The following is a 19,607-nucleotide window of genomic DNA, read 5'->3' as shown; positions in this document are numbered from 1 at the left end:
AATTCATCCAGCACTGCAAGTTCCTGCAAGCCAGATCGTCGTAGTGGGACTGATCAGCAACCCATTCTCATCTACGACTTGTCTGGAAGCTCATTCGTGCCTCTGATGCTCAAGCCCTTGCACCACCGCCGCAGCCCTGTCCACCATGCCCTGATGTCCTGCAGTGCCCTGGCCATGCTGGCCGGCCCGCTGCCGACCTGGGCCGCCCCGGCGGCCGAGCCGGCCCAGGTTCAGGCCCGCCAGGTCCAGCTCGACCTGCCAGCCCAGCCCCTGGACCAGGCCCTGACCGCGTTTGCCGACCAGGCTGGGCTGCACCTGCTGTACACCACCGGCGATGTCGCCGGCCAGGTCAGCCCCGCCTTGCAAGGCAGCTACAGCATCGAGCAGGCGCTGCAGCAGCTGCTGGCCGGCAGTGGCATGCGCTGGCATTTCAGCGACGCCCGCACGGTCACCCTGCGCACGGCCCAGCCAGCGCCGCAGGCGGTCAACCTAAAGCCGATTCAGGTCAGCGTCGCCTCGCGTACCAGCACCGCGATCAGCGAAATCCCCGGCACGGTCTGGGTGGTCGACCAGCAGCAGCTGCGTGAGCAGATCGACAGCGGCGTCAGCCTGAAGGAAGCTATCGGCAAGCTGGTGCCGGGCCTCGACCTGGCCCCGGAAGGACGTACCAACTACGGCCAGAACATGCGCGGGCGCAACGTGCTGGTGATGATCGACGGGGTCAGCCAGAACAGCTCGCGCGGCCTGTCGCGCCAGTTCGACAGCATTTCGCCGTTCAACGTCGAGCGGGTTGAGGTGCTGTCCGGCGCGAGTGCCATTTATGGCGGCGGCGCCACCGGCGGCATCATCAATATCGTGACTAAAAAGGGCGAGCCTGGCCCGGCGCGCTTCGAGACCCAGCTAGGCGCCAGCAGCGGCTTCAACAACAGCGACGACCTGGCCACGCGCTTTGCCCAGTCGATCAGTGGCGGCAACGAGCGGGTCAATGCCCGCCTGGGTATCTCCGGCGAGCAGAACGAAGCCTTCTACGACGGTGCTGGCGACCAGATCTTCATCGACAATACCCAGACCGACCTGCAGTACAACCGCACCATCGACGTACTGGGCACCCTGGGCTTGCAGCTGAACGACCAGCAGAGCCTCGACCTGCTGGCCCAGTACTATGACTCGGGCAACCATGGCAGCACCGGCATCTACTTCCCCAACCTGAACTACAACGCGCCGTCTGACCTGGAAGACGCTGAGCTGCGCAGTGGTTATTCGTCCGACCTGGAGCCGCGTACCCGTCGCCTGCTGCTGAACGCCAACTACCACCACACCGATGTGCTGGGCCAGGACTTCTACCTGCAGGCGTCCTACCGCAAGGAAGACGACAACTTCTACCCGTTCCCGTACTACAACCGCGCCACGCCCACCGGCTCGCGCGGCGTGTACTTCGCCGCCTCGCAGCAGAACTTCGAGGTCACCAGCCTCAAGGGCCTGTTCGCCAAGCAGTGGGACACGCTGAAGCTGACCTACGGCGTCGATCTGGACCGCGAGCGCTTCAACGCCGAGCAGACCACCTTCAACGCCCTGACCTCGTCGGCGTCGGGTGGCCTTGACATGGAAAAGGAGAGCAAGGCCGCGCGTTACCCAAGCTACCGGGTCGACGGCGTGTCGGTGTACGCCCAGCTCGATTGGCATGCCAGCGACAACCTGACTCTGTCCGGCGGTGCCCGGCGCCAGCAGATGGACGTAGACGTCAGCGACTTCAAGGGCGTGCCCGGCGGCAGCAACGATTACCAGGTCAACCTGTTCAACCTCGGCGCCATCTACGACTTCAAGAACGGCCACCAGGTCTGGACCAACTACGGCGAAGGCTTCGACCTGCCGGACCCGGCCAAGTACTACGGCAAGCCAGGCTTGAGCGTGGCCGACAACCCGCTGACCGGCATCAAGAGTCGCCAGGTGGAACTGGGCTGGCGCTATGCTGACCTGGACTGGGATGCCCAGGCGGCGCTGTACTACATCTGGTCGGACAAGATCATCAACGTCGATTCGCAGACCCTGACCATCAACGTGGAAGAGCAGAAAAGCCGCGACTTCGGCTTTGAAGGGGCGCTGACCCGGCATTTCCAGACCGGTTGGGAAGCCGGTGGCACGCTGCACCTGACCCGCTCCGAGGAAGAGGCTGTGGATGGCGGCTGGATCAAGCGTGACGCCCGCTATGCGTCGCTGTCCAAAGCCACCGCGTTCGTCGGCTGGAAGGGCGATGGCCGCAGCGCGCGGCTGCAGGCCAACCACGCATTCAGCCTGAAGGACGATGCCGACCACGAGATCGACGGCTATACCACCTTCGACCTGCTGGCCAGCCAGGACACCGGCTTCGGCACCCTCAGCGCCGGCGTCCAGAACCTGCTGGACAAGCAATACAGCACGGTCTGGGGGCAGCGCGCGACGCTGTTCTATGCCCCGACATATGGGCCGGCGTACCTGTATGACTACCAAGGCCGCGGGCGTACCTACACGCTGACCTGGAGCATGGCTTACTGATGGTTGCTGCCTGACCCGGCCACTGGCGCCGTCACTGTGGGAGCAACTGTCTCGCGCAAAATTTTTGAAGCGTGCGCGATCCCTGTGGGAGCGGGTTTACCCGCGAAGAGGCCGGTTCAGGCAAACGCTGCCAGCAAATCCTGCGCAAACGCCTGTTGCGCTTCGCCGACCACCTGCGCCCGGTGCCGGGCGAGGGTGAACGGCACGACAAAGTCCAGTCCCGCATCCAGCGCCCACAACAGCCCGTCGGCCTCCCACGCGCGTGCGCAATGACACGGCAGATAGCCGATATGCCGCCCCGACAGAATCAACGTCAGCACGCTCTCGATCTGTTCCGCCACCGCCATGCTGCGCCGGCTCTGGAACGGCTCGCCGCTTTTCAGAAGCCGGTAGGGATGGCGCACCTGGTCGAGCTCCAGCAAGCGCTCAAGCTCAACGTCCGCCTCGCCAAACAGCACGTGCCCCTTGCCGCAAAACAGCCGCTGCCGCTCCTCGAACAGCGGCTGGTAGTCGAAGGCGGCCTGGCTGCCGGAAAAGTAGCTGATGGCGTAATCCAGCCGCTGCTCCAGCAGTAGTCGCTCCAGCTCCGCCGGCGGTGCACTGATCAGCTCCAGCTGCACCGACTCTTGCCGCGAGCGAAACGCGGCAATGGCCGCTGCCAGCTTCAGGCTCACCGTCTTGTCCTGGTTTTCCGCCATGCCGATACGCACGGTCCCCAGCAACCGCCCGGCAGCACCATTGGCCTGCTGGCGAAACTGCTCGATGTTGAGCAGCAGCGCGCGGGCCGCGTCCAGCAACAGCCCGCCTTTTTCCGTCAGGCGAAACCCGCCCTTGCCGCGGCTGCACAGGCGGTAGCCCAGGCGCGCCTCCAGCTGTGCCATGCGCTGGCTGATGGTGGGCTGGGCAAGGCCCAGCACACCTTGCGCAGCGCTGAAGCCACCGGCCTCGACTACAGTGACGAACAGCCGCAGCAGGTGCAGGTCGGGATCGTGCACTTGTCCGAGCATTACATTGCTCCTGATGAATGTCAGCTTTGCAAACTTGCCATTCCTGCAATGTAACCCGGCTGGCATGCTGGCGGCATCCACCCATTTGCCGAGGTGTCCGTCATGCGTCGATCGTTGTGCCTGTTGTCCCTGGTCCTGGCCTTGCCGCTGCAAGCCGAAGAAAAGGTCGTCAACCTCTACAGCTGGGCCGACTATGTCGCCCCGCAAACCCTGCAGCAGTTCGAACGGGAAACCGGTTACAAGGTGCGCTACGACACCTTCGATACCACCGAAGTGCTGGAAACCAAGCTGCTGACGGGCGGCAGTGGCTACGACGTGGTGGTGCCGTCATCGACCGTGCTGGCCCGGGCGCTCAAGGCCAATGCCCTGCAGCCGCTGGACGCCCAGGGCATGCCTGGCTACGCCAACCTCGACAAGGACCTGCTAGCCAAGCTGGCCGAGGCCGACCCGGGCAACCGCCATGCGGTGCCGTACACCTGGGGTACCCTGGGCTTGGGGGTGAATGTGGAGGCGGTGCGCCAGCGCCTGGGCGATGTGCCGCTGGACAGCCTTGACCTGTTGTTCAAGCCTGAGTACGCCAGCCGCTTGAAGGACTGCGGCATCGCCATGCCCGACTCGCCACAGGAGGTGATCGGGGTGGCCCTGAATTACCTGGGCAAGGATCCTTACAGCCAGGACAAGGACGACCTGGCCGCAGCGCAGAACCTGCTGAACCAGTTGCAGCCGTCGATCAGCTACGTCGCCAACGGCCGGCAGATCAGCGACCTGGCCAACGGCAGCGTGTGCCTGGCGCTGACCTACAACGGCGATGCCGCGATGGCCGCCGATCAGGCGCGCCGGGCCGGCAAGCCGTTCGACCTGATCTATCGCATCTCCCGCGAGGGTACGCTGGTGTGGCAGGACAACCTGGTCATCCCCAAGGACGCCCCGCACCCCGAAGCGGCGCGGGCATTCATCGCCTTCATGCTCAAGCCCGAATCGGTGGCGGCGCTGACCAACACGCTGTTCTTCGCCAATGCCAACCAGGCGGCCACACCGTTGGTGGACGAGGCGGTGCGCAATGACCCGGACATCTACCCGCCTGCCGAGGTACGCCAGCGGCTGTACGCCGACCGCAGCATGGCCCTGGCCGACCTGCGTCAGCGCAACCGCCTGTGGACCGCCTTCCGCAGCCGTCAGTAACCCATAACGACAAAGGAGCCCGACCGTGGAGCAAGCCGCAAACAACGACCAGGCCATGACCCGCGACAGCCTGTATGGCACCGCCGCAGAAAGTACCTACGCCGGCATTACCAGTTTCGCCCGCCGCCGCTACAGCCGCGACCTGCGCGGCGTCGATGTGGTGGTCAGCGGTGTGCCGTTCGATACCGCCACCAGCAACCGCCCCGGCGCGCGCTTCGGCCCGCGGGCGATCCGCGCGGCCTCGGTGCAGCAGGCCTGGGCCCGCCACTGGCCGTGGGCGTTCGACCCCTTCGACCACCTGGCGGTGATCGACTACGGCGACTGCGCCTTCGACAGCGGCACCCCGCAGTCGGTGCCGGACAGCATCGAGGCACACGCCACGCACATACTGGAGGCGGGTTGCGCGATGCTCACCCTGGGCGGCGACCACTTCATCAGCTACCCGTTGCTCAAGGCCCACGCCCGGCGCCATGGCCCGCTGGCGCTGATCCACTTCGATGCCCACAGCGACACCTGGCCGGACGAGGAGGGCAAGCGCATCGATCACGGCACGATGTTCTGGCATGCCGCCCGCGAAGGCCTGGTGGACCCGGCCTGCTCGGTGCAGATCGGCCTGCGCACCACTAACGACGACAGCCAGGGCTTCGCCATCTTCGACGCCCGCCAGGTGCACCGCCAGGGCAGCGAGGCGGTAATCGCAGCGATTCGCCAGCGGGTGGGTGAGCGGCCGGTGTACCTGACGTTCGATATCGACTGCCTCGACCCCGCCTATGCGCCTGGCACCGGCACACCAGTATGCGGCGGGCTGAGCACGTTGCAGGCGCTGGAGATCCTCGGCGGGCTGCGTGGCATCAACCTGGTGGGCATGGACCTGGTGGAGGTGGCGCCAGCCTATGACCATGCCGATATCACTGCGCTGGCCGGGGCGACCCTGGCGATGGAGATGCTGTGCCTGTACGCGGCGCGGCACAAGGTGGACAAAGCTCGGTAACCTGCGCCCCAACGTCGAGGCTGCTGCGTGTTCATGCAGCAGCCACCTTGTGTCGCGAAGGGCTTCACAGCGGCCCCCTGGGCCCATACTGAAACATCAGGAATTATCTCCACGCGCATTCACACTTTTGCCGCGAACCCTTCGCGCCTTAGGCTATCAAACCCACCAGGCGCGGCATTTTCGTACAGGAGGTGAAGCATGACCCGGACACTGCCCATCCTGGCCCTCGGCCTGGCCTTGTGCCTGCCCGCGCAAGCTGCTTTCGCTCAACCGTTGCAGCTCGCTGCCGACCGGAACAACCCCTACAACAGCCCGATCCAGCGCGCCAACCCCAACAGCCGCCAGGGCAGCATGCCGGCCACGCCGCCAGTGCGCGGCCCGTCCACCGACCCCTACCAGCGCCCGCCGACCCTGGACAACCGCGGTATCGGCAACGGCGACAACCTGCGTCGCCAGCAGCAAACCCCGAACCTGGAACCGACCCGGCCACCGCGTGACAACCCGCGTGCGCCGTGACCTCTGTACGAAAGGAATCCTGCATGCTCCGAGCACACTGGCTAGCCACCCTGACCGCCGCCGTCCTCATGCCCGTGCTGGCACAGGCGGCATCCGAGCAAAAGTTTCGCAGTGAACAAGGCACGTTGACCGTCAGCACCGTGGCCGACGGCTTGCGCAACCCCTGGGCGCTGGCGTTCCTGCCCGGTGGCAAGGACATGCTGGTCACCGAGCGCATGGGCAACCTGCGGGTGGTCAACGCCGAGGGCAAGGTCGGCCCGCCGATCAGCGGCGTACCCAAGGTCTGGGCCGAGGGGCAAGGTGGCCTGTTGGATGTGCTGCTGTCGCCGGCGTTTGCCAAGGATCGCACGGTTTACCTGTCGTATGCAGAGGAAGGCAGTGACGGCAAGGCCGGCACAGCGGTTGGCCGTGGCCAGTTGTCCGAAGACCGCGCCCGGCTGGAGAACTTCACGGTGATCTTCCGTCAGCAGCCCAAGCTTTCGGTGGGCAACCACTTCGGTTCGCGCCTGGTGTTCGACCGCGACGGCTACCTGTTCATTGCCCTGGGCGAGAACAACCAGCGCCCCACCGCCCAGGACCTGGACAAGCTGCAGGGCAAGATCGTGCGCATTCTCCCGGACGGTGAAGTGCCCAAGGACAACCCGTTCGTCGGCAGGGACAAGGTGCGGCCGGAAATCTGGTCGTTCGGCCACCGCAACCAGCAAGGCGCTGCGCTGAACCCCTGGACCGGCAAGCTCTGGACCCACGAGCACGGCCCGCGTGGCGGTGACGAAATCAACATCCCCGAGCCCGGCAAGAACTACGGCTGGCCCATTGCGACCCATGGCATCAACTACTCGATGCTGCCCATCCCCGAAGCCAAGGGCAAGCATGTGGACGGCATGGTCGAACCGCACCATGTATGGGAAAAATCACCGGGCATCAGTGGCATGGCGTTCTATGACAGCCCGACATTCAAAGCCTGGGACCACAACCTGTTCATTGGCGCGCTGGCGAGCCAGGAGCTGATTCGTTTGCAGCTGGAGGGTGACAAAGTGGTGCATGAGGAGCGCCTGCTGGGCGACCTGAAGGCACGTATTCGCGATGTGCGGGTGGGGCCGGACGGTTTTTTGTATGTGCTGACCGATGACAAGGACGGCGCGCTGCTGAAGGTTGGATTGGGCGAGGGCTGAGGTGATGTGGGGGATCGCATCGGGCTGATAGGTGATTGCCGCTAGATATGCATCGTCTGTGAGATCGAGCGCCGCCCGCGCGGCGCTCGATCTCACAGGCGCTGAATATATTGTGGCAAACACCTGCCAGCCCTGACGCAACCCCCATGCTCTGCTTGCCGGCAATAAGCCCGGTGCAGATAATGACGCATGTCTATCGACCCCCAATCCTTGTATCAACAAGCCCTTACCACCCAAGGCTATGCCGCCGACCCCGCGCAAGCTTGTGCTGTCGAGGCCTTGCAAGCCTGCTTCCAGGCCATCGAACAGGCCTGCCCCACCCAGGGCATCTACCTTTGGGGCCCGGTCGGCCGTGGCAAGACCTGGCTGATGGACCAATTCCACCGCTGCTTGCGCGTGCCGAGCCGGCGCCAGCACTTTCACCACTTCATGGCCTGGGTGCACCAGCGCCTGTTCCAGCTCAACGGCACCGCCGACCCGTTGCTGGCCCTGGCCCGGGAACTGGCGGGCGAGATCCGCGTGCTGTGCTTCGATGAGCTGTTCGTCAACGATATCGGCGACGCGATCATTCTCGGCCGCCTGTTCCAGGTGCTGTTCGACCAGGGCGTGGTGATCGTGGCCACCTCCAACCAGCCACCCGAGCTGCTTTACCGCGACGGCTTCAACCGCGATCGGTTCCTGCCCGCCATTGCTGCCATCCAGCGGCACATGCAGGTGCTGCCCGTAGCGGGTGAACAGGACCATCGCCTGCACCCTGGCGCCGAGCGGCAACGCTATTGGGTACAGCAAGCGGGGCAGCCCAGCCCGCTTGGCGAGGTGTTTGCCCAGCTCAGCCCGGACCACACTGGCACTGCTGAGCCGTTGCTCATCGGTTCCAGGCAGGTGCAGGTAGTGCGGCGCAGTGAACAGGCGATCTGGTGCCGTTTCACCGACCTGTGCGAGCAACCCCTCGCCGCCATGGAGTTCATGGCCTTGTGCGACCGTTTCCCTGCGATCCTGGTATCCGGCATTCCTGCACTGGGTGGCGAGCAGCGCGCCGGGCGCATCGCTCGCGGTACCGAGGATGGTGCAGCCAGGGTAGTGGCGGGTGATCGCCAACTACCTGCACTGTCACCCAAGGACGATGCGGTGCGCCGTTTCATTGCCCTGGTCGACGAATGCTATGACCGCCGGGTGGCGCTGTACCTTGAGGCGCAGGTGCCGCTCGATGACCTCTACACTCAAGGGTATCTGGCGTTCCCGTACCAACGGACCCTGAGCCGGCTACGGGAGATGCAACTGCAACGCTTCGCCTGAAAAGGAGCCAAGCCATGGAGCCGTTGTCGCATCACCTGCTGACCCAGGCCTACAACAATGGCTGGGCCAACCACCGTCTGTACAAGGCCTGCCTGCAACTTACCCAGGACGAATTCGTCGCGCCGCGCTGCAGCTTCTTCCCTTCGATCAAGGCCACTCTCAATCACCTGCTGACGGTGGACTGGTTCTATCTGCACATGCTGGAGTGTGAGCAGCGGGGGGAGCAGCCTGATACGGACAGCGAGCGCTTTTTTGACCCCGAGCAACCGTTTGCCACCAGTACACAGCTGCATGCCGAGCAAACTCAGGCCGATCACCGGCTGATTGCCTATTGCCGTGGGCTGCGCGATGGTGAGCTGGGGCGCTATGTGAGCATCGTGCGACCCGAGCGGGTGCAGCGCGAGCAGCGGCTGCGGTTGCTGGCGCACCTGTTCGAGCACCAGGTGCATCACCGAGGGCAGGTGCATGCGATGCTGAGCGACACGGCGGTGAGGCCGCCTCAGCTGGATGAGTTTTTCTGCGAGGAAGAAGCGGGGTTGCGGGCGCTTGATTTTGCCGAGCTGGGCTGGACGGAGCAGCAGGTCTGGAAAGTGTAGCGATTCCTGTCGGAGCAACTGCCGTGCTCAAAATCTGGAAGCTGGCGCGTACCCTGTGAGGGCGGGTTTACCCGCGAAGAATCCCACACGGTCATGGCACCGGCTTTGCCGGTGTTCGCGGGCAAGCCCGCGCCCACTGGGATCGCGCACGCTTGCTCAGTTGCCCAGCCACTCGACCAGCGTGCGGTTGAACCTTACCGGCTCTTCGATCTGCGGCGCATGCCCCATGCCTTCGAAGGTGATCAGCTCGCCCTTGGGAATCATCTTGGCCACCTGCGGCCCGAGCACCGCATAGTTGCCCAGCCGGGCCTTGACCTCCGGCGGGGCGATGTCGCTGCCGATGGCCGTGCTGTCCTTGTCGCCGATCAGCAACAGGGTCGGCATCTGCAGGTCCTTGAACTCGTGGTACACCGGCTGGGTGAAGATCATGTCGTAGATCAGCGCCGAGTTCCACGCCACCGCTTCATGCCCCGGCCCTTGGTTCAGGCCCACCAGCATTTGTACCCAGCGCTCGTACTCCGGCTTCCAGCGCCCGGCGTAATAGGTCTTGCGCTCATACTCGCGCACGCCTTCGGCGCTCAGCTTGAGCTCACGGGCGTACCACTGGTCCACACTGCGGTAGGGCACGCCCAGGGCTTTCCAGTCTTCCAGGCCGATGGGGTTGACCATCGCCAGGCGCTCCACCTGCTGCGGGTACATCAACGCGTAGCGGGTGGCGAGCATGCCGCCGGTAGAGTGGCCAAGCACAATGGTTTGCCTGACGCCCAGGTGTTCCAGCAGGGCATGGGTGTTGTCTGCCAGTTGCTGGAAGCTGTATTGGTAATACGCCGGCTTGCTGGAGGTGCAGAACCCGATCTGGTCCGGGGCGATGACCCGGTAGCCTGCTTTGCTCAGGGCGTCGACGGTGGTTTCCCAGGTCGCGGCACAGAAGTTCTTGCCATGCATCAGCACCACGCTGCGGCCGTTGGCCTGGCCTTGGGCGGGCACGTCCATGTAGCCCATCTGCAGGGCCTGGCCCTGGGACTTGAAGTCGAAATGCTTGAGCGGGTGCGGGTAGCTGAAGCCTTCGAGCTGGGGGCCGTAGGTGGCCGACTCGGCGGCGATGGCCGGGCTGCCGGCGAGGCAGGCCAGGACCAGGGCGGTTGCGCGCAGCATGGGGGAACTCCGTGTAGGACCATGTAGGAAACGGCGACTTTACCAGCCACTGGACCACGCGGAGCGTGAAAGGTGTTACCAGGCGTGATGCCAGCCCAGGGTGATCATCGCCAGTACCGCATAGCGGCCCGCCTTGGCCAGGGTCACCAGCAGCAGAAAGCGCCAGAACGGTTCACGCATGATCCCGGCGATCAAGGTCAGCGGGTCGCCGATCACCGGCATCCAGCTGAGCAGCAGCGACCACTGCCCCCAGCGCTGGTAGCGCTGCTGTGCACGTTCCAGTTGCGCGGCGCTGAACGGGAACCAGCGCTTGTCACGCAGGTGCTCGATGGCCCGGCCCAGCAGCCAGTTGACCACCGAGCCCAGCACATTGCCCAGGGTTGCCACCAGCAGCAGGGCTGCCCAGGCTTCAGGCTGGCGCAGCAGCAGGCCGACCAGCACGGCTTCCGATTGCAGCGGCAGCAGCGTGGCGGCGCCGAAGGCGCTGAGGAACAGCGCCCACAGGCTGAGCATCAGAAGTTGGCGACCACGGTGTCCTGGTCATCCTCAGTCACGCCGATAACCTGATAGGCGTCTTTGTGATCACCCATTTCCATCCCGGGCGAGCCCATGGGCATGCCCGGTACGGCCAGGCCCTTGAGGTCGCTGCGCTTGGCCAGCAGGCGCACTTGCTCGGCGGGCACGTGACCTTCGACGAACTTGCCGTCGATCACACCGGTGTGGCACGACGACAGGCGCGGCGCCACGCCCAGGCGTTGCTTGACCGCGCTCATGTTCGGCTCGACGTGGTCGTTGACGGTAAACCCGTTGTCGCGCAGGTGGCTGATCCAGGCCTTGCAGCAGCCGCAGTTGGGGTCGCGGTAGACATCGATGGTCTCGGCGGCCTGGGCCAGGCCGGTGACAGCCAGCAGGCCGAGGGTCAGCAGGTGTTTGCGCAGCATGGTGAAGCACTCCTTTAGAAACGCAGGCGAATACCGGCGACCAGGCGGGTCTGGCCAAGGTCCTCGCCGTCTTCGCGGGCCTGGTCGGCACGGTTACCGTGCAGGCGATTGAAACTGACCCCCAGATACGGCGCAAAGCCGCGGGTGACCTCGTAGCGCAGGCGCAGGCCGACCTCACTGTCGGCCAGCCCCGCGCCTTGCTCGCGCCCGGCATCGTTGCGGCCGTAGAGGTTGGCTTCCAGGGTCGGTTCCAGTATCCAGCGGTTGGTCAGCAGCATAGCGTAAGCGGCTTCCAGGCGCAGCGCGGTCTGTTGCCGCTCGCCAGCGTAGGCGGTGGCTTGGAGCTCCAGGCCATACAGCGGCGTGCCCTGGATGCCGAAGCCGGCCCAGGTTTGGCCACTGGCGGGCTTTAAGTCCTGGCGCACGCCCGCCACCAGCTCCCACCACGGGCTGACGGCATGCCCCCACAGTGCCTGAAGCTCGGCCTTGTGGGTCTTGCCCTGCTCGCGTTCGCCTTCGCTGCGTAGCCACAGCCGGTCGATATCGCCGCCGACCCAGGCCGTGGCATTCCAGTTCAGGGCATGGCTGTTTTCGAAGTTCTGGTATTCGAGCTTGTCCACGGTCACGGCCCAGTTCATTGCCCGGTCGTGTACCTGATGCCCAGGCAGCAGCGGGAAGGCGGCACGGCGGTCGGCGTCGGTGAGGGCGGGCAGGGGCGTGCGTGGCCGGACGGGGGGGACTGGCGCATGGCCCATGCCTTGATGGTTCATCTGGCCATGATTCATGTGCTGCATGCCGGCGGCCAGTGCGCGTTCGCTGGCCAACAGGGCCAGCAGCGTCGCGCCTGCCACAAGGCTGCGGTTGCGGGTGTCATTCATCGACGCGTACCTCGCGGAACATGCCGGTCTCCATGTGGTAGAGCAGGTGGCAGTGATAGGCCCAGCGGCCCAGGGCATCGGCGCTCACCCGGTACGAGCGGCGGCTGCCAGGCGGGATGTCGATGGTGTGCTTGCGCACCAGGAACTGCCCATGTTCGTCCTCCAGGTCGCTCCACATGCCGTGCAGGTGGATGGGGTGGGTCATCATGGTGTCGTTGACCAGGGTGATGCGTACCCGCTCGCCGTAGGTCAGGCGCAGCGGCTCGGCATCGCTGAACTTGATGCCGTCGAACGACCAGGCGAACCGCTCCATGTGGCCGGTCAGGTGCAGCTCGATGTCGCGGGAGGGGGCGCGGCCGTCCGGGTCGGGGTAGGGGCTGCGCAGGTCGGCGTAGGTCAGCACCCGGCGGCCATTGTTGCGCAGGCCGATGCCCGGGTCGGCCAGGTTGGGGCGCGGGGCCATGGTCTGCATGTCCACCAGCGGGTTGCCGGTTTCGCTGGCAGGGTGTTGCTGCATCGCCGGCATGGCCGCGTGGTCCATGCCGGCCATGTTGCTATGGTCCATGCCTGCCATGCCGCCGTGGCCCATGTCGTCCATGCTCAGCACCGGCCGTGGGTCAGGTACAGGCACGGCTGCCTGCAACCCGGCAGTGCGGGCCAGGGTGCCACGGGCGAAGCCGGTGCGGTCCATGCTCTGGGCGAACAAGGTATAGGCGGGCAGGTCGCCCACGGTCACCAGCACGTCGTAGGTCTCGGCCACGGCAATGCGCAGCTCATCCACGCTCACCGGCGTCACCGGCAGGCCGTCGGCAGCGATCACCGTCAGTTTCAGCCCCGGGATACGGAAGTCGAAGTAGGTCATGGCCGAGGCATTGATCAGCCGCAGGCGCACGGTTTCGCCCGGCTGGAACAGGCAGGTGAAGTTGCCCTCCGGCGGCTGGCCGTTGAGCAGGTAGGTATAGGTGGCGGCGCTGATATCGGCCAGGTCGGTGGGGCTCATGCGCATGCGCGCCCAGGCCGTGCGCTCGGCAACGGTCTGCCGCCAACCGTCGTCGGCCACCTCATCGATGAAATCGCCGACCGTGCGCTTGTGGTAGTTGTACGCATCGGACTGTTTCTTCAGCGTGGCCATCAGCTGCTCCGGCGCCTGGTCCGACCAGTCGCTGAACAGCAGCACATGGTCGCGCTGGTAGCGGTGTGGTTCAGGTTCGCGCGGCTCGATGACAATCGCCCCGTAGACCCCGGCCTGCTCCTGCAGCGCTGAATGGCTGTGGTACCAGTAGGTGCCGCTCTGGCGCAGGGTGAACTGGTACAAATAGTCGCCGCCGGGTTCGATGCCGGCAAAACTCAGGCCAGGTACGCCGTCCATGTTGGCCGGCAGGATGATGCCGTGCCAGTGGATCGAGGTATCCTGCGCCAGGCGGTTGCGCACACGCAGAGTCACGCTGTCGCCTTCACGCCAGCGCAGCAGCGGGCCGGGCAGGCTGTTGTTGATGGTCAGTGCGGTGCGCGGGCGACCGGTGATGTTCACCGGTGTCAGGCCGATGAACAACTCGAAGTGCTGGCCGGCCAGGTCCTGGCCGGCTGCGGCCTGGGCCAGCGGGCGCCACAGCCCCAGGCCCGTCAGCGTGGTGGCGGCGCCCAGGCCTTTGACAAAAGTACGGCGGGAGGGGTTGCGCAACATGGCGTAGCCTCATGCGGGTGAGCCGCGATGTTCGCCGCTGGCGCCTGTCAGGCAGCTGAGGTGCACATTACAGCGTTGTCAGCTGGCGGCTTCGCTGGCACCGATGTCGCGCATCAGCAGGGCGTACTCCAGGGCAACCTGCTCGGGGATCGGCAGGTACACCACATGGCCGTCACCTGGCGCCACCTCGATGGCCTGCTGCTGGCGGTTGCACAGGCGGTGCAGGTCGAAGTGGTAGTTGCCGCGCGGGGTCATCAGCTCCAGATGGTCACCCACGGCGAAGCGGTTCTTGACCTTGACTTCGGCCAGGCCATCGATGCGCACACCGGTGAGTTCGCCGACGAACTGCTGGCGCTCGGAGACCGAGTTGCCACGCTGGTAGTTCTGATATTCGTCGTGCACATGGCGACGCAGGAAGCCCTCGGTGTAGCCACGCTGCGCCAGGGACTCGAGGTTGTCCATCAACCCGCGGTCGAACGGCCGCCCGGCTGCGGCGTCGTCGATGGCCTGGCGGTACGACTGCACCGCACGGGCACAGTAGAAGTGCGACTTGGTGCGCCCTTCGATCTTCAGCGAGTGCACGCCCATGGCGGCAAGGCGCTCGACGTGCTGGATGGCGCGCAGGTCCTTGGCGTTCATGATGTAGGTGCCGTGTTCATCCTCGAACGCCGGCATTTCAGTGCCAGGGCGGTTGCTTTCCTGCAGCAGGAAAGCCTGCCCTGTGGGGGCGCCTGAGCCCAGGGTGGGCTGCACTTCGCGCACGATGTCGCCGCTGGCATTTTCGCTGGCGGGCATGGCGTCGTACTTCCAGCGGCAGGCGTTGGTGCAGCTGCCCTGGTTGGCATCGCGTCTGTTGAGGTAGCCCGACAGCAGGCAGCGGCCGGAATAGGCCATGCACAGGGCACCGTGGACGAACACTTCAAGCTCCATGTCCGGAACCTGCTGACGGATTTCCCCGATTTCTTCGAGCGACAGTTCGCGCGACAGGATCACCCGGCTCAGGCCAAGCTGCTGCCAGAACTGCACGCTGGCCCAGTTGACCGTATTGGCCTGCACCGACAGATGCACCGGCATCTGCGGGAAGTGCTGGCGCACCAGCATGATCAGCCCGGGGTCAGACATGATCAACGCGTCTGGCGCCATTTCGACCACCGGCGCCAGGTCCTTGAGGAAGGTCTTGAGCTTGGCATTGTGCGGGGCGATGTTGACCACTACATAAAATCGCTTGCCCAGGGCATGCGCTTCGTCGATGCCCTGGGCCAGGTTGGCGTGGTCGAATTCGTTGTTGCGCACCCGCAAACTGTAGCGCGGCTGGCCGGCATAGACCGCATCGGCGCCGTAGGCAAAGGCGTAGCGCATGCTCTTGAGGGTGCCGGCGGGGGCCAGCAGTTCGGGCTTGGCAGTAGGGGTCATGTGCGCACCGGGGCAAAAGGCCCGGATGCTAGGGCCGACAGAAAACCCGCGTATTGATTTGCATCAAGGGAGTGGCGGCACTTTTACCCAAGCGGCAGGCACTAATATCCCAGAAGCCATTCGAGGATGTGAAATGAACGAAACCGCACTGCAGAACAAGGCCCTGGCGGTGCTCCTGGCGCTGGTGACGATTGCCTTCGTCTGGATTCTGCTGCCGTATTACGGTGCGATCTTCTGGGCGGTGATACTTGGCATCCTGTTTGCCCCCCTGCAGCGGCATCTGCTGATCCGTTTCGGCCGCCGACGCAACCTGGCCGCCGCCACCACCATGCTGGTGTGCCTGCTGGTGGCGATCCTGCCGGTGATCATCACCAGCGCGCTGCTGGTACAGGAGGGCGCCACGCTGTACCAGCGCATCGAGAGCGGGGAACTGGACATTGCCGGCTTTGTCGAGCGCGGCAAGGACATGCTCCCGGCGTTTGCCCAGCATGGCCTGGACAACATGGGCATGGGCAACCTGGACGGGCTGCGCGACAAGATCACCAAGTGGGCCACCCAGGGCAGCCAGGTGCTGGCCAGCCAGGCGTTCAACTTTGGCCAGGGCACGTTCGAGTTCCTGATCAGTTTCGGCATCATGATGTACCTGTTGTTCTTCTTCCTGCGTGAAGGCGCCGAGGTCGCCCGACGGGTACGCTTGGCGGTGCCGCTGCCCGAGCACCAGAAACGGCGCTTGCAGTTGAAGTTCAACCGCGTGGTGCGGGCCACGGTGAAAGGCAACGTATTGGTGGCCATCACCCAGGGGGCGCTGGGCGGCTTCATTTTCTGGGTGCTGGATATCCCCAGTGCGCTGGTGTGGGCGGTGCTGATGGCCTTTCTGTCGCTGCTGCCGGCGGTGGGCGCGGGTATCGTGTGGGCACCGGTGGCCGCGTACTTTCTGTTGACCGGGGCGATACTGCCGGGGGTGATCCTGTCCGCGTTCGGGGTGCTGGTGATCGGCCTGGTGGATAACCTCTTGCGGCCGATCCTGGTGGGCAAGGACACGCGCATGCCAGACTATCTCATCCTGGTGTCGACGCTGGGCGGGCTGGCGGTATTCGGGCTCAACGGCTTTGTGATCGGGCCGTTGATCGCGGCGCTGTTCGTGTCCAGCTGGGCGATCTTTGCGGCGAGTAAACCGCAGGTGCAGTTGCCGCAGTAGGGGGTTGCCTTGGTATTTTCAGTGCCTGTGAGACCGAGCGCCGCGAGGGGCGGCGCTCGGTCTCACAGGCGGTGTAGATATTGTAGCGAACCTGGCTAGCTCAAAAGGCCTGTGGCATCTCACCCCTGCCAAGGCGCCGGTTGATGTCGGCAACCACTTCGGGCAGTTCGTTGATGGTGTCGATCAGGTAGTGCGGGCGCGAGCCGGCGAACAGCGTATGGATGCGCTTGCGCTCGCTTTCCAGCTGCTCGGCACTCAGCGCCCGATAGCTTTCCCAGCTCAGCCCCAGGGCGTTGCCCGAGCACACCAGGGCCACGGTCCACATACCGGCCCGGCGGCCTTCGAGAATGCCCGGCACGGTGTCGTCAACCTTCACGCAGGCCGCCACATCGTCAATTCCCAGGGCAATCACGTTGGCCAGGGCCTGGGCCGGCCAAGGGCGACCATTCGGGGTTTCATCGGTGGCCACCACATGGTCGGCCACATAGCCGTTCTGCGCCGCCAGCGCCACCACCTTGTCCATCACCACCTTGGGGTAGCCGGAGCACGAACCGATCTTCAGGCCGCCCTGGCGCAGCCCGGTGAGGGTGTCCAGCGCGCCGGGGATCAGCGCCGAGTGCACGGCGATCTTCTCGATCTGCAGGGGCATGAAGCGGTTGTAGAGGGCGGTGACGTCGTCGTCGGTGGGGGTGCGGCCGAACACCTTGCGGTAGCGCTCGGCAATTTCCGGCACGTCGCACAGGGTGCGAATGTGGTCCCACTTGCCCATGCCCATCGGGCCTCGGGCCTCTTCGATGGACACCTGCACATCGAACTCGGCAAACGCCTCGACAAATATCTGCGTCGGGGCGAAGGAGCCGAAGTCGACCACGGTGCCAGCCCAGTCGAGGATGGCGGCTTGCAGCTGGGTAGGGTTGCTGTAGTTCATGTGCGCTAATTCCTGGATTCGGGTGGGCGGAGGGTCAGATGTCCAGCACTTCCATTTCCCGCAGCACGTCGGCCACGGCATTGACGGCGGCTTGCATGCCGTCCGGCCCGACCACGCCGATGCAGCCGACGCGGAAGGTTTCGACCTGGGTCAGCTTGCCCGGGTAGAGGATGAAGCCTTTGGCCTTGACCCGTTCGTAGAAGTCCTTGAACTGGTAACGGGTATCGTTCGGCGCGTGGAAGGTGACAATGATCGGCGCCTGGATTTCGGCAGGCAGGAAGCTGCGCACGCCGATGGCGGCCATGCCGTCGAGCAGCGTCTTGCAGTTGTCGGCGTAGCGCTGGTGGCGCGCCGGCAGGCCGCCTTCCTCGTTGTACTGCTGCAACGCTTCGTGCAAGGCGGCAACCACATGGGTAGGCGGGGTGAAGCGCCATTGGCCGGTCTTGGCCATGTAGGCGTGCTGGTCATGCAGGTCCATGGCCAGCGAGTGGGCGTTGCCTTCGGCGGCGGCCAGTGCGGTTTTTTCGGCGAAGACGAAGCCCATGCCCGGCACGCCTTCCAGGCATTTGCCGGAAGCGGCGATCAGTGCCTCGAAGGGGATTTCCCGGGCATCGATCGGCAATGCGCCGAAGGAGCTCATGGCGTCGATGATCAGGCGCTTGCCGTGGCATTTTATCACCTGGGCGATTTCCGCCAGCGGGTTGAGAATGCCGGTACTGGTTTCGCAGTGGATCAGCGCCACATGGCTGATGGTCGGGTCGGCGGTTAGCAGGCGGTCGACATCGGCAGCGGTGGTCGGCCGGTCTTCGGCGGTTTCGAAGGTGGTGTAGCTGCGGCCCAGCACTTTGCAGATCTTCGCCAGGCGCTGGCCGTAAGCACCGTTGATCAGCACCAGGACCTTGCCATCGCGTGGCACCAGGGTGCCGATGGCGGCTTCCACTGCAAAGGTGCCGCTGCCCTGCAGGGGCACGCAGTGATGGCTGGCGCTGCCGTCGATGATCGCCAGCAGCTGTTCGCAAACGCTGGCGGTCAGTTGGTTGAAGTCACGGTCCCAGGAGCCCCAGTCCACCAGCATGGCCTGGCGGGTGCGGATCGATGTGGTCAGAGGGCCGGGGGTCAGCAGGATCGGGGCGTTGCTCATGCCGTTATTCCTCGCAAGCGGTGGGCTGAAACTACGAGGCCTAGGTTGCAATTCGCGCTGCCATCAATCAAATTGTTTGTTGTTATCTCAGCTATAAGTCAGGCCGATAGATATGAACCTGTTCCAGTTGCGCGCCTTCGATGCCGTCGCCCGCGAGGGCAGCTTTACCCGTGCAGCGCAGCGCTTGTTCATCAGCCAGCCGGCTGTGACCGGCCACGTCAAGGCGCTGGAAGAGCATTACCAGATCACCTTGCTGCGGCGCACCGCGCGGCGGGTGGAGTTGACTGAAGAGGGCACGCGGCTGGCGGCCATCACCCGCGCCATGTTTGGCCTGGCCGACGAGGCGCAGGCCATGCTCGAGGCCAACCGGCAGTTGCTCACCGGCCGCCTGGAAGTGGCAGCGGACGGCCCGCACCGGGTCATGCCGATGCTGGCGCAACTGCGTGAGCGTTACCCGGGCATTACCGTCAACCTGCGGCTGGGCAATGCCCAGGAAACCCTTGCTGCACTGCTCGGCGAGCATGCCGATGTGGCCGTGCTGACCGAAATCGAGCCGCGCAAGGGCCTGCACCTGCAAAACCTCTGCGAGTCGCGGCTGTGTGCGTTGCTGCCGGCCGGGCACGCCTGGGCTAGCGGAGCAGGGGACTTGCCGTTGGCCTCGCTGCATCAGCAGATCATGGTATTGCGAGAGCCGAGCTCCACCACCCGCCGCACCTTTGACAAGGCCTGCAGCCAGGCTGCGGTCCAGCCGCGGGTACTGCTGGAGCTCGACAGCCGTGAGGCGGTGACCGAAGCGGTGGCTTCCGAGCTTGGCATCGGCGTGGTGTCCTCCACTGAAGTTGCCCACGATCCAAGGGTGGTGGCGCGGCCACTGGCCGGCGAAGGCCTGGTCAACCAGCATCTGATTGGCTGCCTGGAGCGCCGCCGCGAATTGCGCCTGATCCAGGCGTTCCTCGGCTTGGCGGCCGGCGCATGAA

Annotated in this window: 18 protein-coding genes; 9 read left to right on the top strand and 9 right to left on the bottom strand. The window is 65.0% G+C overall.

Annotation, left to right across the window (positions count from 1 at the left end; all coding sequences use genetic code 11):
* Nucleotides 1-105 precede the first annotated feature (105 nt).
* Nucleotides 106-2,532, top strand: coding sequence for a TonB-dependent receptor (locus tag AC5O5R_RS18800; RefSeq protein WP_172218538.1), 2,427 nt, complete (start codon nt 106-108; stop codon nt 2,530-2,532).
* Nucleotides 2,533-2,648: 116 nt separating this feature from the next.
* On the opposite strand, the gene AC5O5R_RS18795 is transcribed toward AC5O5R_RS18800, so the two are convergent.
* Nucleotides 2,649-3,539: a LysR family transcriptional regulator gene (locus tag AC5O5R_RS18795; protein WP_172218465.1), complete on the bottom strand. Its 891-nt coding sequence runs from the start codon at nt 3,537-3,539 to the stop codon at nt 2,649-2,651.
* Between the two features lie 102 nt (nt 3,540-3,641).
* Here AC5O5R_RS18795 and AC5O5R_RS18790 point away from each other — a divergent pair, with 102 nt between their 5' ends.
* The 6 genes from AC5O5R_RS18790 (at nt 3,642) to AC5O5R_RS18765 (ending at nt 9,292) form a co-directional block, all read left to right on the top strand.
* Complete coding sequence (locus AC5O5R_RS18790) at nt 3,642-4,721, top strand: extracellular solute-binding protein (RefSeq protein ID WP_494514642.1); 1,080 nt, start codon at nt 3,642-3,644, stop codon at nt 4,719-4,721.
* A gap of 25 nt (nt 4,722-4,746) precedes the next feature.
* Nucleotides 4,747-5,712 carry an agmatinase gene (gene speB, locus AC5O5R_RS18785; RefSeq protein WP_172218461.1) on the top strand — a complete coding sequence of 322 codons (966 nt, stop codon included), beginning with the start codon at nt 4,747-4,749 and terminating at the stop codon, nt 5,710-5,712.
* Nucleotides 5,713-5,910: 198 nt separating this feature from the next.
* Nucleotides 5,911-6,228, top strand: coding sequence for a hypothetical protein (locus AC5O5R_RS18780; protein ID WP_172218459.1), 318 nt, complete (start codon nt 5,911-5,913; stop codon nt 6,226-6,228).
* A gap of 23 nt (nt 6,229-6,251) precedes the next feature.
* Nucleotides 6,252-7,400: a PQQ-dependent sugar dehydrogenase gene (locus tag AC5O5R_RS18775; protein ID WP_172218457.1), complete on the top strand. Its 1,149-nt coding sequence runs from the start codon at nt 6,252-6,254 to the stop codon at nt 7,398-7,400.
* 189 nt (nt 7,401-7,589) lie between these two features.
* Nucleotides 7,590-8,696 carry a cell division protein ZapE gene (zapE, locus tag AC5O5R_RS18770; RefSeq protein ID WP_172218455.1) on the top strand — a complete coding sequence of 369 codons (1,107 nt, stop codon included), beginning with the start codon at nt 7,590-7,592 and terminating at the stop codon, nt 8,694-8,696.
* A 14-nt stretch (nt 8,697-8,710) separates the two neighbouring features.
* Nucleotides 8,711-9,292, top strand: a complete 582-nt coding sequence (locus AC5O5R_RS18765; RefSeq protein WP_172218453.1) for a DinB family protein — start codon at nt 8,711-8,713, stop codon at nt 9,290-9,292.
* A gap of 156 nt (nt 9,293-9,448) precedes the next feature.
* Here the strand turns inward: AC5O5R_RS18765 and AC5O5R_RS18760 are convergent, their stop codons facing one another.
* The 6 genes from AC5O5R_RS18760 to trhP form a co-directional block, all read right to left on the bottom strand.
* Complete coding sequence (locus AC5O5R_RS18760) at nt 9,449-10,447, bottom strand: alpha/beta fold hydrolase (protein WP_172218451.1); 999 nt, start codon at nt 10,445-10,447, stop codon at nt 9,449-9,451.
* Nucleotides 10,448-10,522: 75 nt separating this feature from the next.
* Nucleotides 10,523-10,960, bottom strand: a complete 438-nt coding sequence (locus tag AC5O5R_RS18755) for a YqaA family protein (protein ID WP_172218449.1) — start codon at nt 10,958-10,960, stop codon at nt 10,523-10,525.
* Complete coding sequence (locus AC5O5R_RS18750; RefSeq protein WP_172218447.1) at nt 10,960-11,388, bottom strand: DUF411 domain-containing protein; 429 nt, start codon at nt 11,386-11,388, stop codon at nt 10,960-10,962. Before AC5O5R_RS18750 ends, AC5O5R_RS18755 begins: the two co-directional genes overlap by 1 nt.
* Before the next feature lie 14 nt (nt 11,389-11,402).
* Nucleotides 11,403-12,266 (bottom strand): copper resistance protein B, encoded by an 864-nt coding sequence (locus AC5O5R_RS18745; RefSeq protein WP_172218445.1) that lies wholly within the window; start codon nt 12,264-12,266, stop codon nt 11,403-11,405.
* Nucleotides 12,259-13,947: a copper resistance system multicopper oxidase gene (locus AC5O5R_RS18740; protein ID WP_372242401.1), complete on the bottom strand. Its 1,689-nt coding sequence runs from the start codon at nt 13,945-13,947 to the stop codon at nt 12,259-12,261. Before AC5O5R_RS18740 ends, AC5O5R_RS18745 begins: the two co-directional genes overlap by 8 nt.
* A gap of 81 nt (nt 13,948-14,028) precedes the next feature.
* A complete protein-coding gene (gene trhP / locus AC5O5R_RS18735) occupies nt 14,029-15,363 on the bottom strand; it encodes a prephenate-dependent tRNA uridine(34) hydroxylase TrhP (RefSeq protein WP_172286366.1) in 1,335 nt (444 codons plus the stop codon).
* A 133-nt stretch (nt 15,364-15,496) separates the two neighbouring features.
* Between trhP and AC5O5R_RS18730 the strand changes: the two genes are divergently transcribed.
* Complete coding sequence (locus tag AC5O5R_RS18730; protein ID WP_172286365.1) at nt 15,497-16,561, top strand: AI-2E family transporter; 1,065 nt, start codon at nt 15,497-15,499, stop codon at nt 16,559-16,561.
* 100 nt (nt 16,562-16,661) lie between these two features.
* Here the strand turns inward: AC5O5R_RS18730 and phnX are convergent, their stop codons facing one another.
* On the bottom strand, nt 16,662-17,489 hold the full coding sequence (phnX, locus tag AC5O5R_RS18725) for a phosphonoacetaldehyde hydrolase (protein WP_172228558.1): 828 nt from the start codon (nt 17,487-17,489) through the stop codon (nt 16,662-16,664).
* A 34-nt stretch (nt 17,490-17,523) separates the two neighbouring features.
* The gene (locus AC5O5R_RS18720; protein ID WP_172228560.1) at nt 17,524-18,630 is read right to left on the bottom strand and encodes a 2-aminoethylphosphonate--pyruvate transaminase; all 1,107 of its coding nucleotides are present in this window, start codon (nt 18,628-18,630) and stop codon (nt 17,524-17,526) included.
* A 112-nt stretch (nt 18,631-18,742) separates the two neighbouring features.
* Between AC5O5R_RS18720 and AC5O5R_RS18715 the strand changes: the two genes are divergently transcribed.
* A complete protein-coding gene (locus AC5O5R_RS18715; RefSeq protein WP_172228562.1) occupies nt 18,743-19,606 on the top strand; it encodes a LysR substrate-binding domain-containing protein in 864 nt (287 codons plus the stop codon).
* Nucleotide 19,607 lies beyond the last annotated feature (1 nt).

Source organism: Pseudomonas sp. 8_5_2 (genome assembly GCF_059295255.1).
This window is presented reverse-complemented; position numbering and strand designations above follow the sequence as displayed.

What these genes read in the sequence shown, in the direction of transcription:
- AC5O5R_RS18750 (WP_172218447.1), bottom strand. Translation starts at nt 11,388, where the DNA reads ATGCTGCGCAAACACCTGCTGACCCTCGGCCTGCTGGCTGTCACCGGC.
- AC5O5R_RS18730 (WP_172286365.1), top strand. Translation starts at nt 15,497, where the DNA reads ATGAACGAAACCGCACTGCAGAACAAGGCCCTGGCGGTGCTCCTGGCG.
- AC5O5R_RS18755 (WP_172218449.1), bottom strand. Translation starts at nt 10,960, where the DNA reads ATGCTCAGCCTGTGGGCGCTGTTCCTCAGCGCCTTCGGCGCCGCCACG.
- AC5O5R_RS18715 (WP_172228562.1), top strand. Translation starts at nt 18,743, where the DNA reads ATGAACCTGTTCCAGTTGCGCGCCTTCGATGCCGTCGCCCGCGAGGGC.
- AC5O5R_RS18775 (WP_172218457.1), top strand. Translation starts at nt 6,252, where the DNA reads ATGCTCCGAGCACACTGGCTAGCCACCCTGACCGCCGCCGTCCTCATG.
- AC5O5R_RS18800 (WP_172218538.1), top strand. Translation starts at nt 106, where the DNA reads ATGCTCAAGCCCTTGCACCACCGCCGCAGCCCTGTCCACCATGCCCTG.
- AC5O5R_RS18780 (WP_172218459.1), top strand. Translation starts at nt 5,911, where the DNA reads ATGACCCGGACACTGCCCATCCTGGCCCTCGGCCTGGCCTTGTGCCTG.
- zapE (WP_172218455.1), top strand. Translation starts at nt 7,590, where the DNA reads ATGTCTATCGACCCCCAATCCTTGTATCAACAAGCCCTTACCACCCAA.
- AC5O5R_RS18795 (WP_172218465.1), bottom strand. Translation starts at nt 3,539, where the DNA reads ATGCTCGGACAAGTGCACGATCCCGACCTGCACCTGCTGCGGCTGTTC.
- AC5O5R_RS18765 (WP_172218453.1), top strand. Translation starts at nt 8,711, where the DNA reads ATGGAGCCGTTGTCGCATCACCTGCTGACCCAGGCCTACAACAATGGC.
- AC5O5R_RS18720 (WP_172228560.1), bottom strand. Translation starts at nt 18,630, where the DNA reads ATGAGCAACGCCCCGATCCTGCTGACCCCCGGCCCTCTGACCACATCG.
- AC5O5R_RS18760 (WP_172218451.1), bottom strand. Translation starts at nt 10,447, where the DNA reads ATGCTGCGCGCAACCGCCCTGGTCCTGGCCTGCCTCGCCGGCAGCCCG.
- phnX (WP_172228558.1), bottom strand. Translation starts at nt 17,489, where the DNA reads ATGAACTACAGCAACCCTACCCAGCTGCAAGCCGCCATCCTCGACTGG.
- AC5O5R_RS18790 (WP_494514642.1), top strand. Translation starts at nt 3,642, where the DNA reads ATGCGTCGATCGTTGTGCCTGTTGTCCCTGGTCCTGGCCTTGCCGCTG.
- trhP (WP_172286366.1), bottom strand. Translation starts at nt 15,363, where the DNA reads ATGACCCCTACTGCCAAGCCCGAACTGCTGGCCCCCGCCGGCACCCTC.
- AC5O5R_RS18745 (WP_172218445.1), bottom strand. Translation starts at nt 12,266, where the DNA reads ATGAATGACACCCGCAACCGCAGCCTTGTGGCAGGCGCGACGCTGCTG.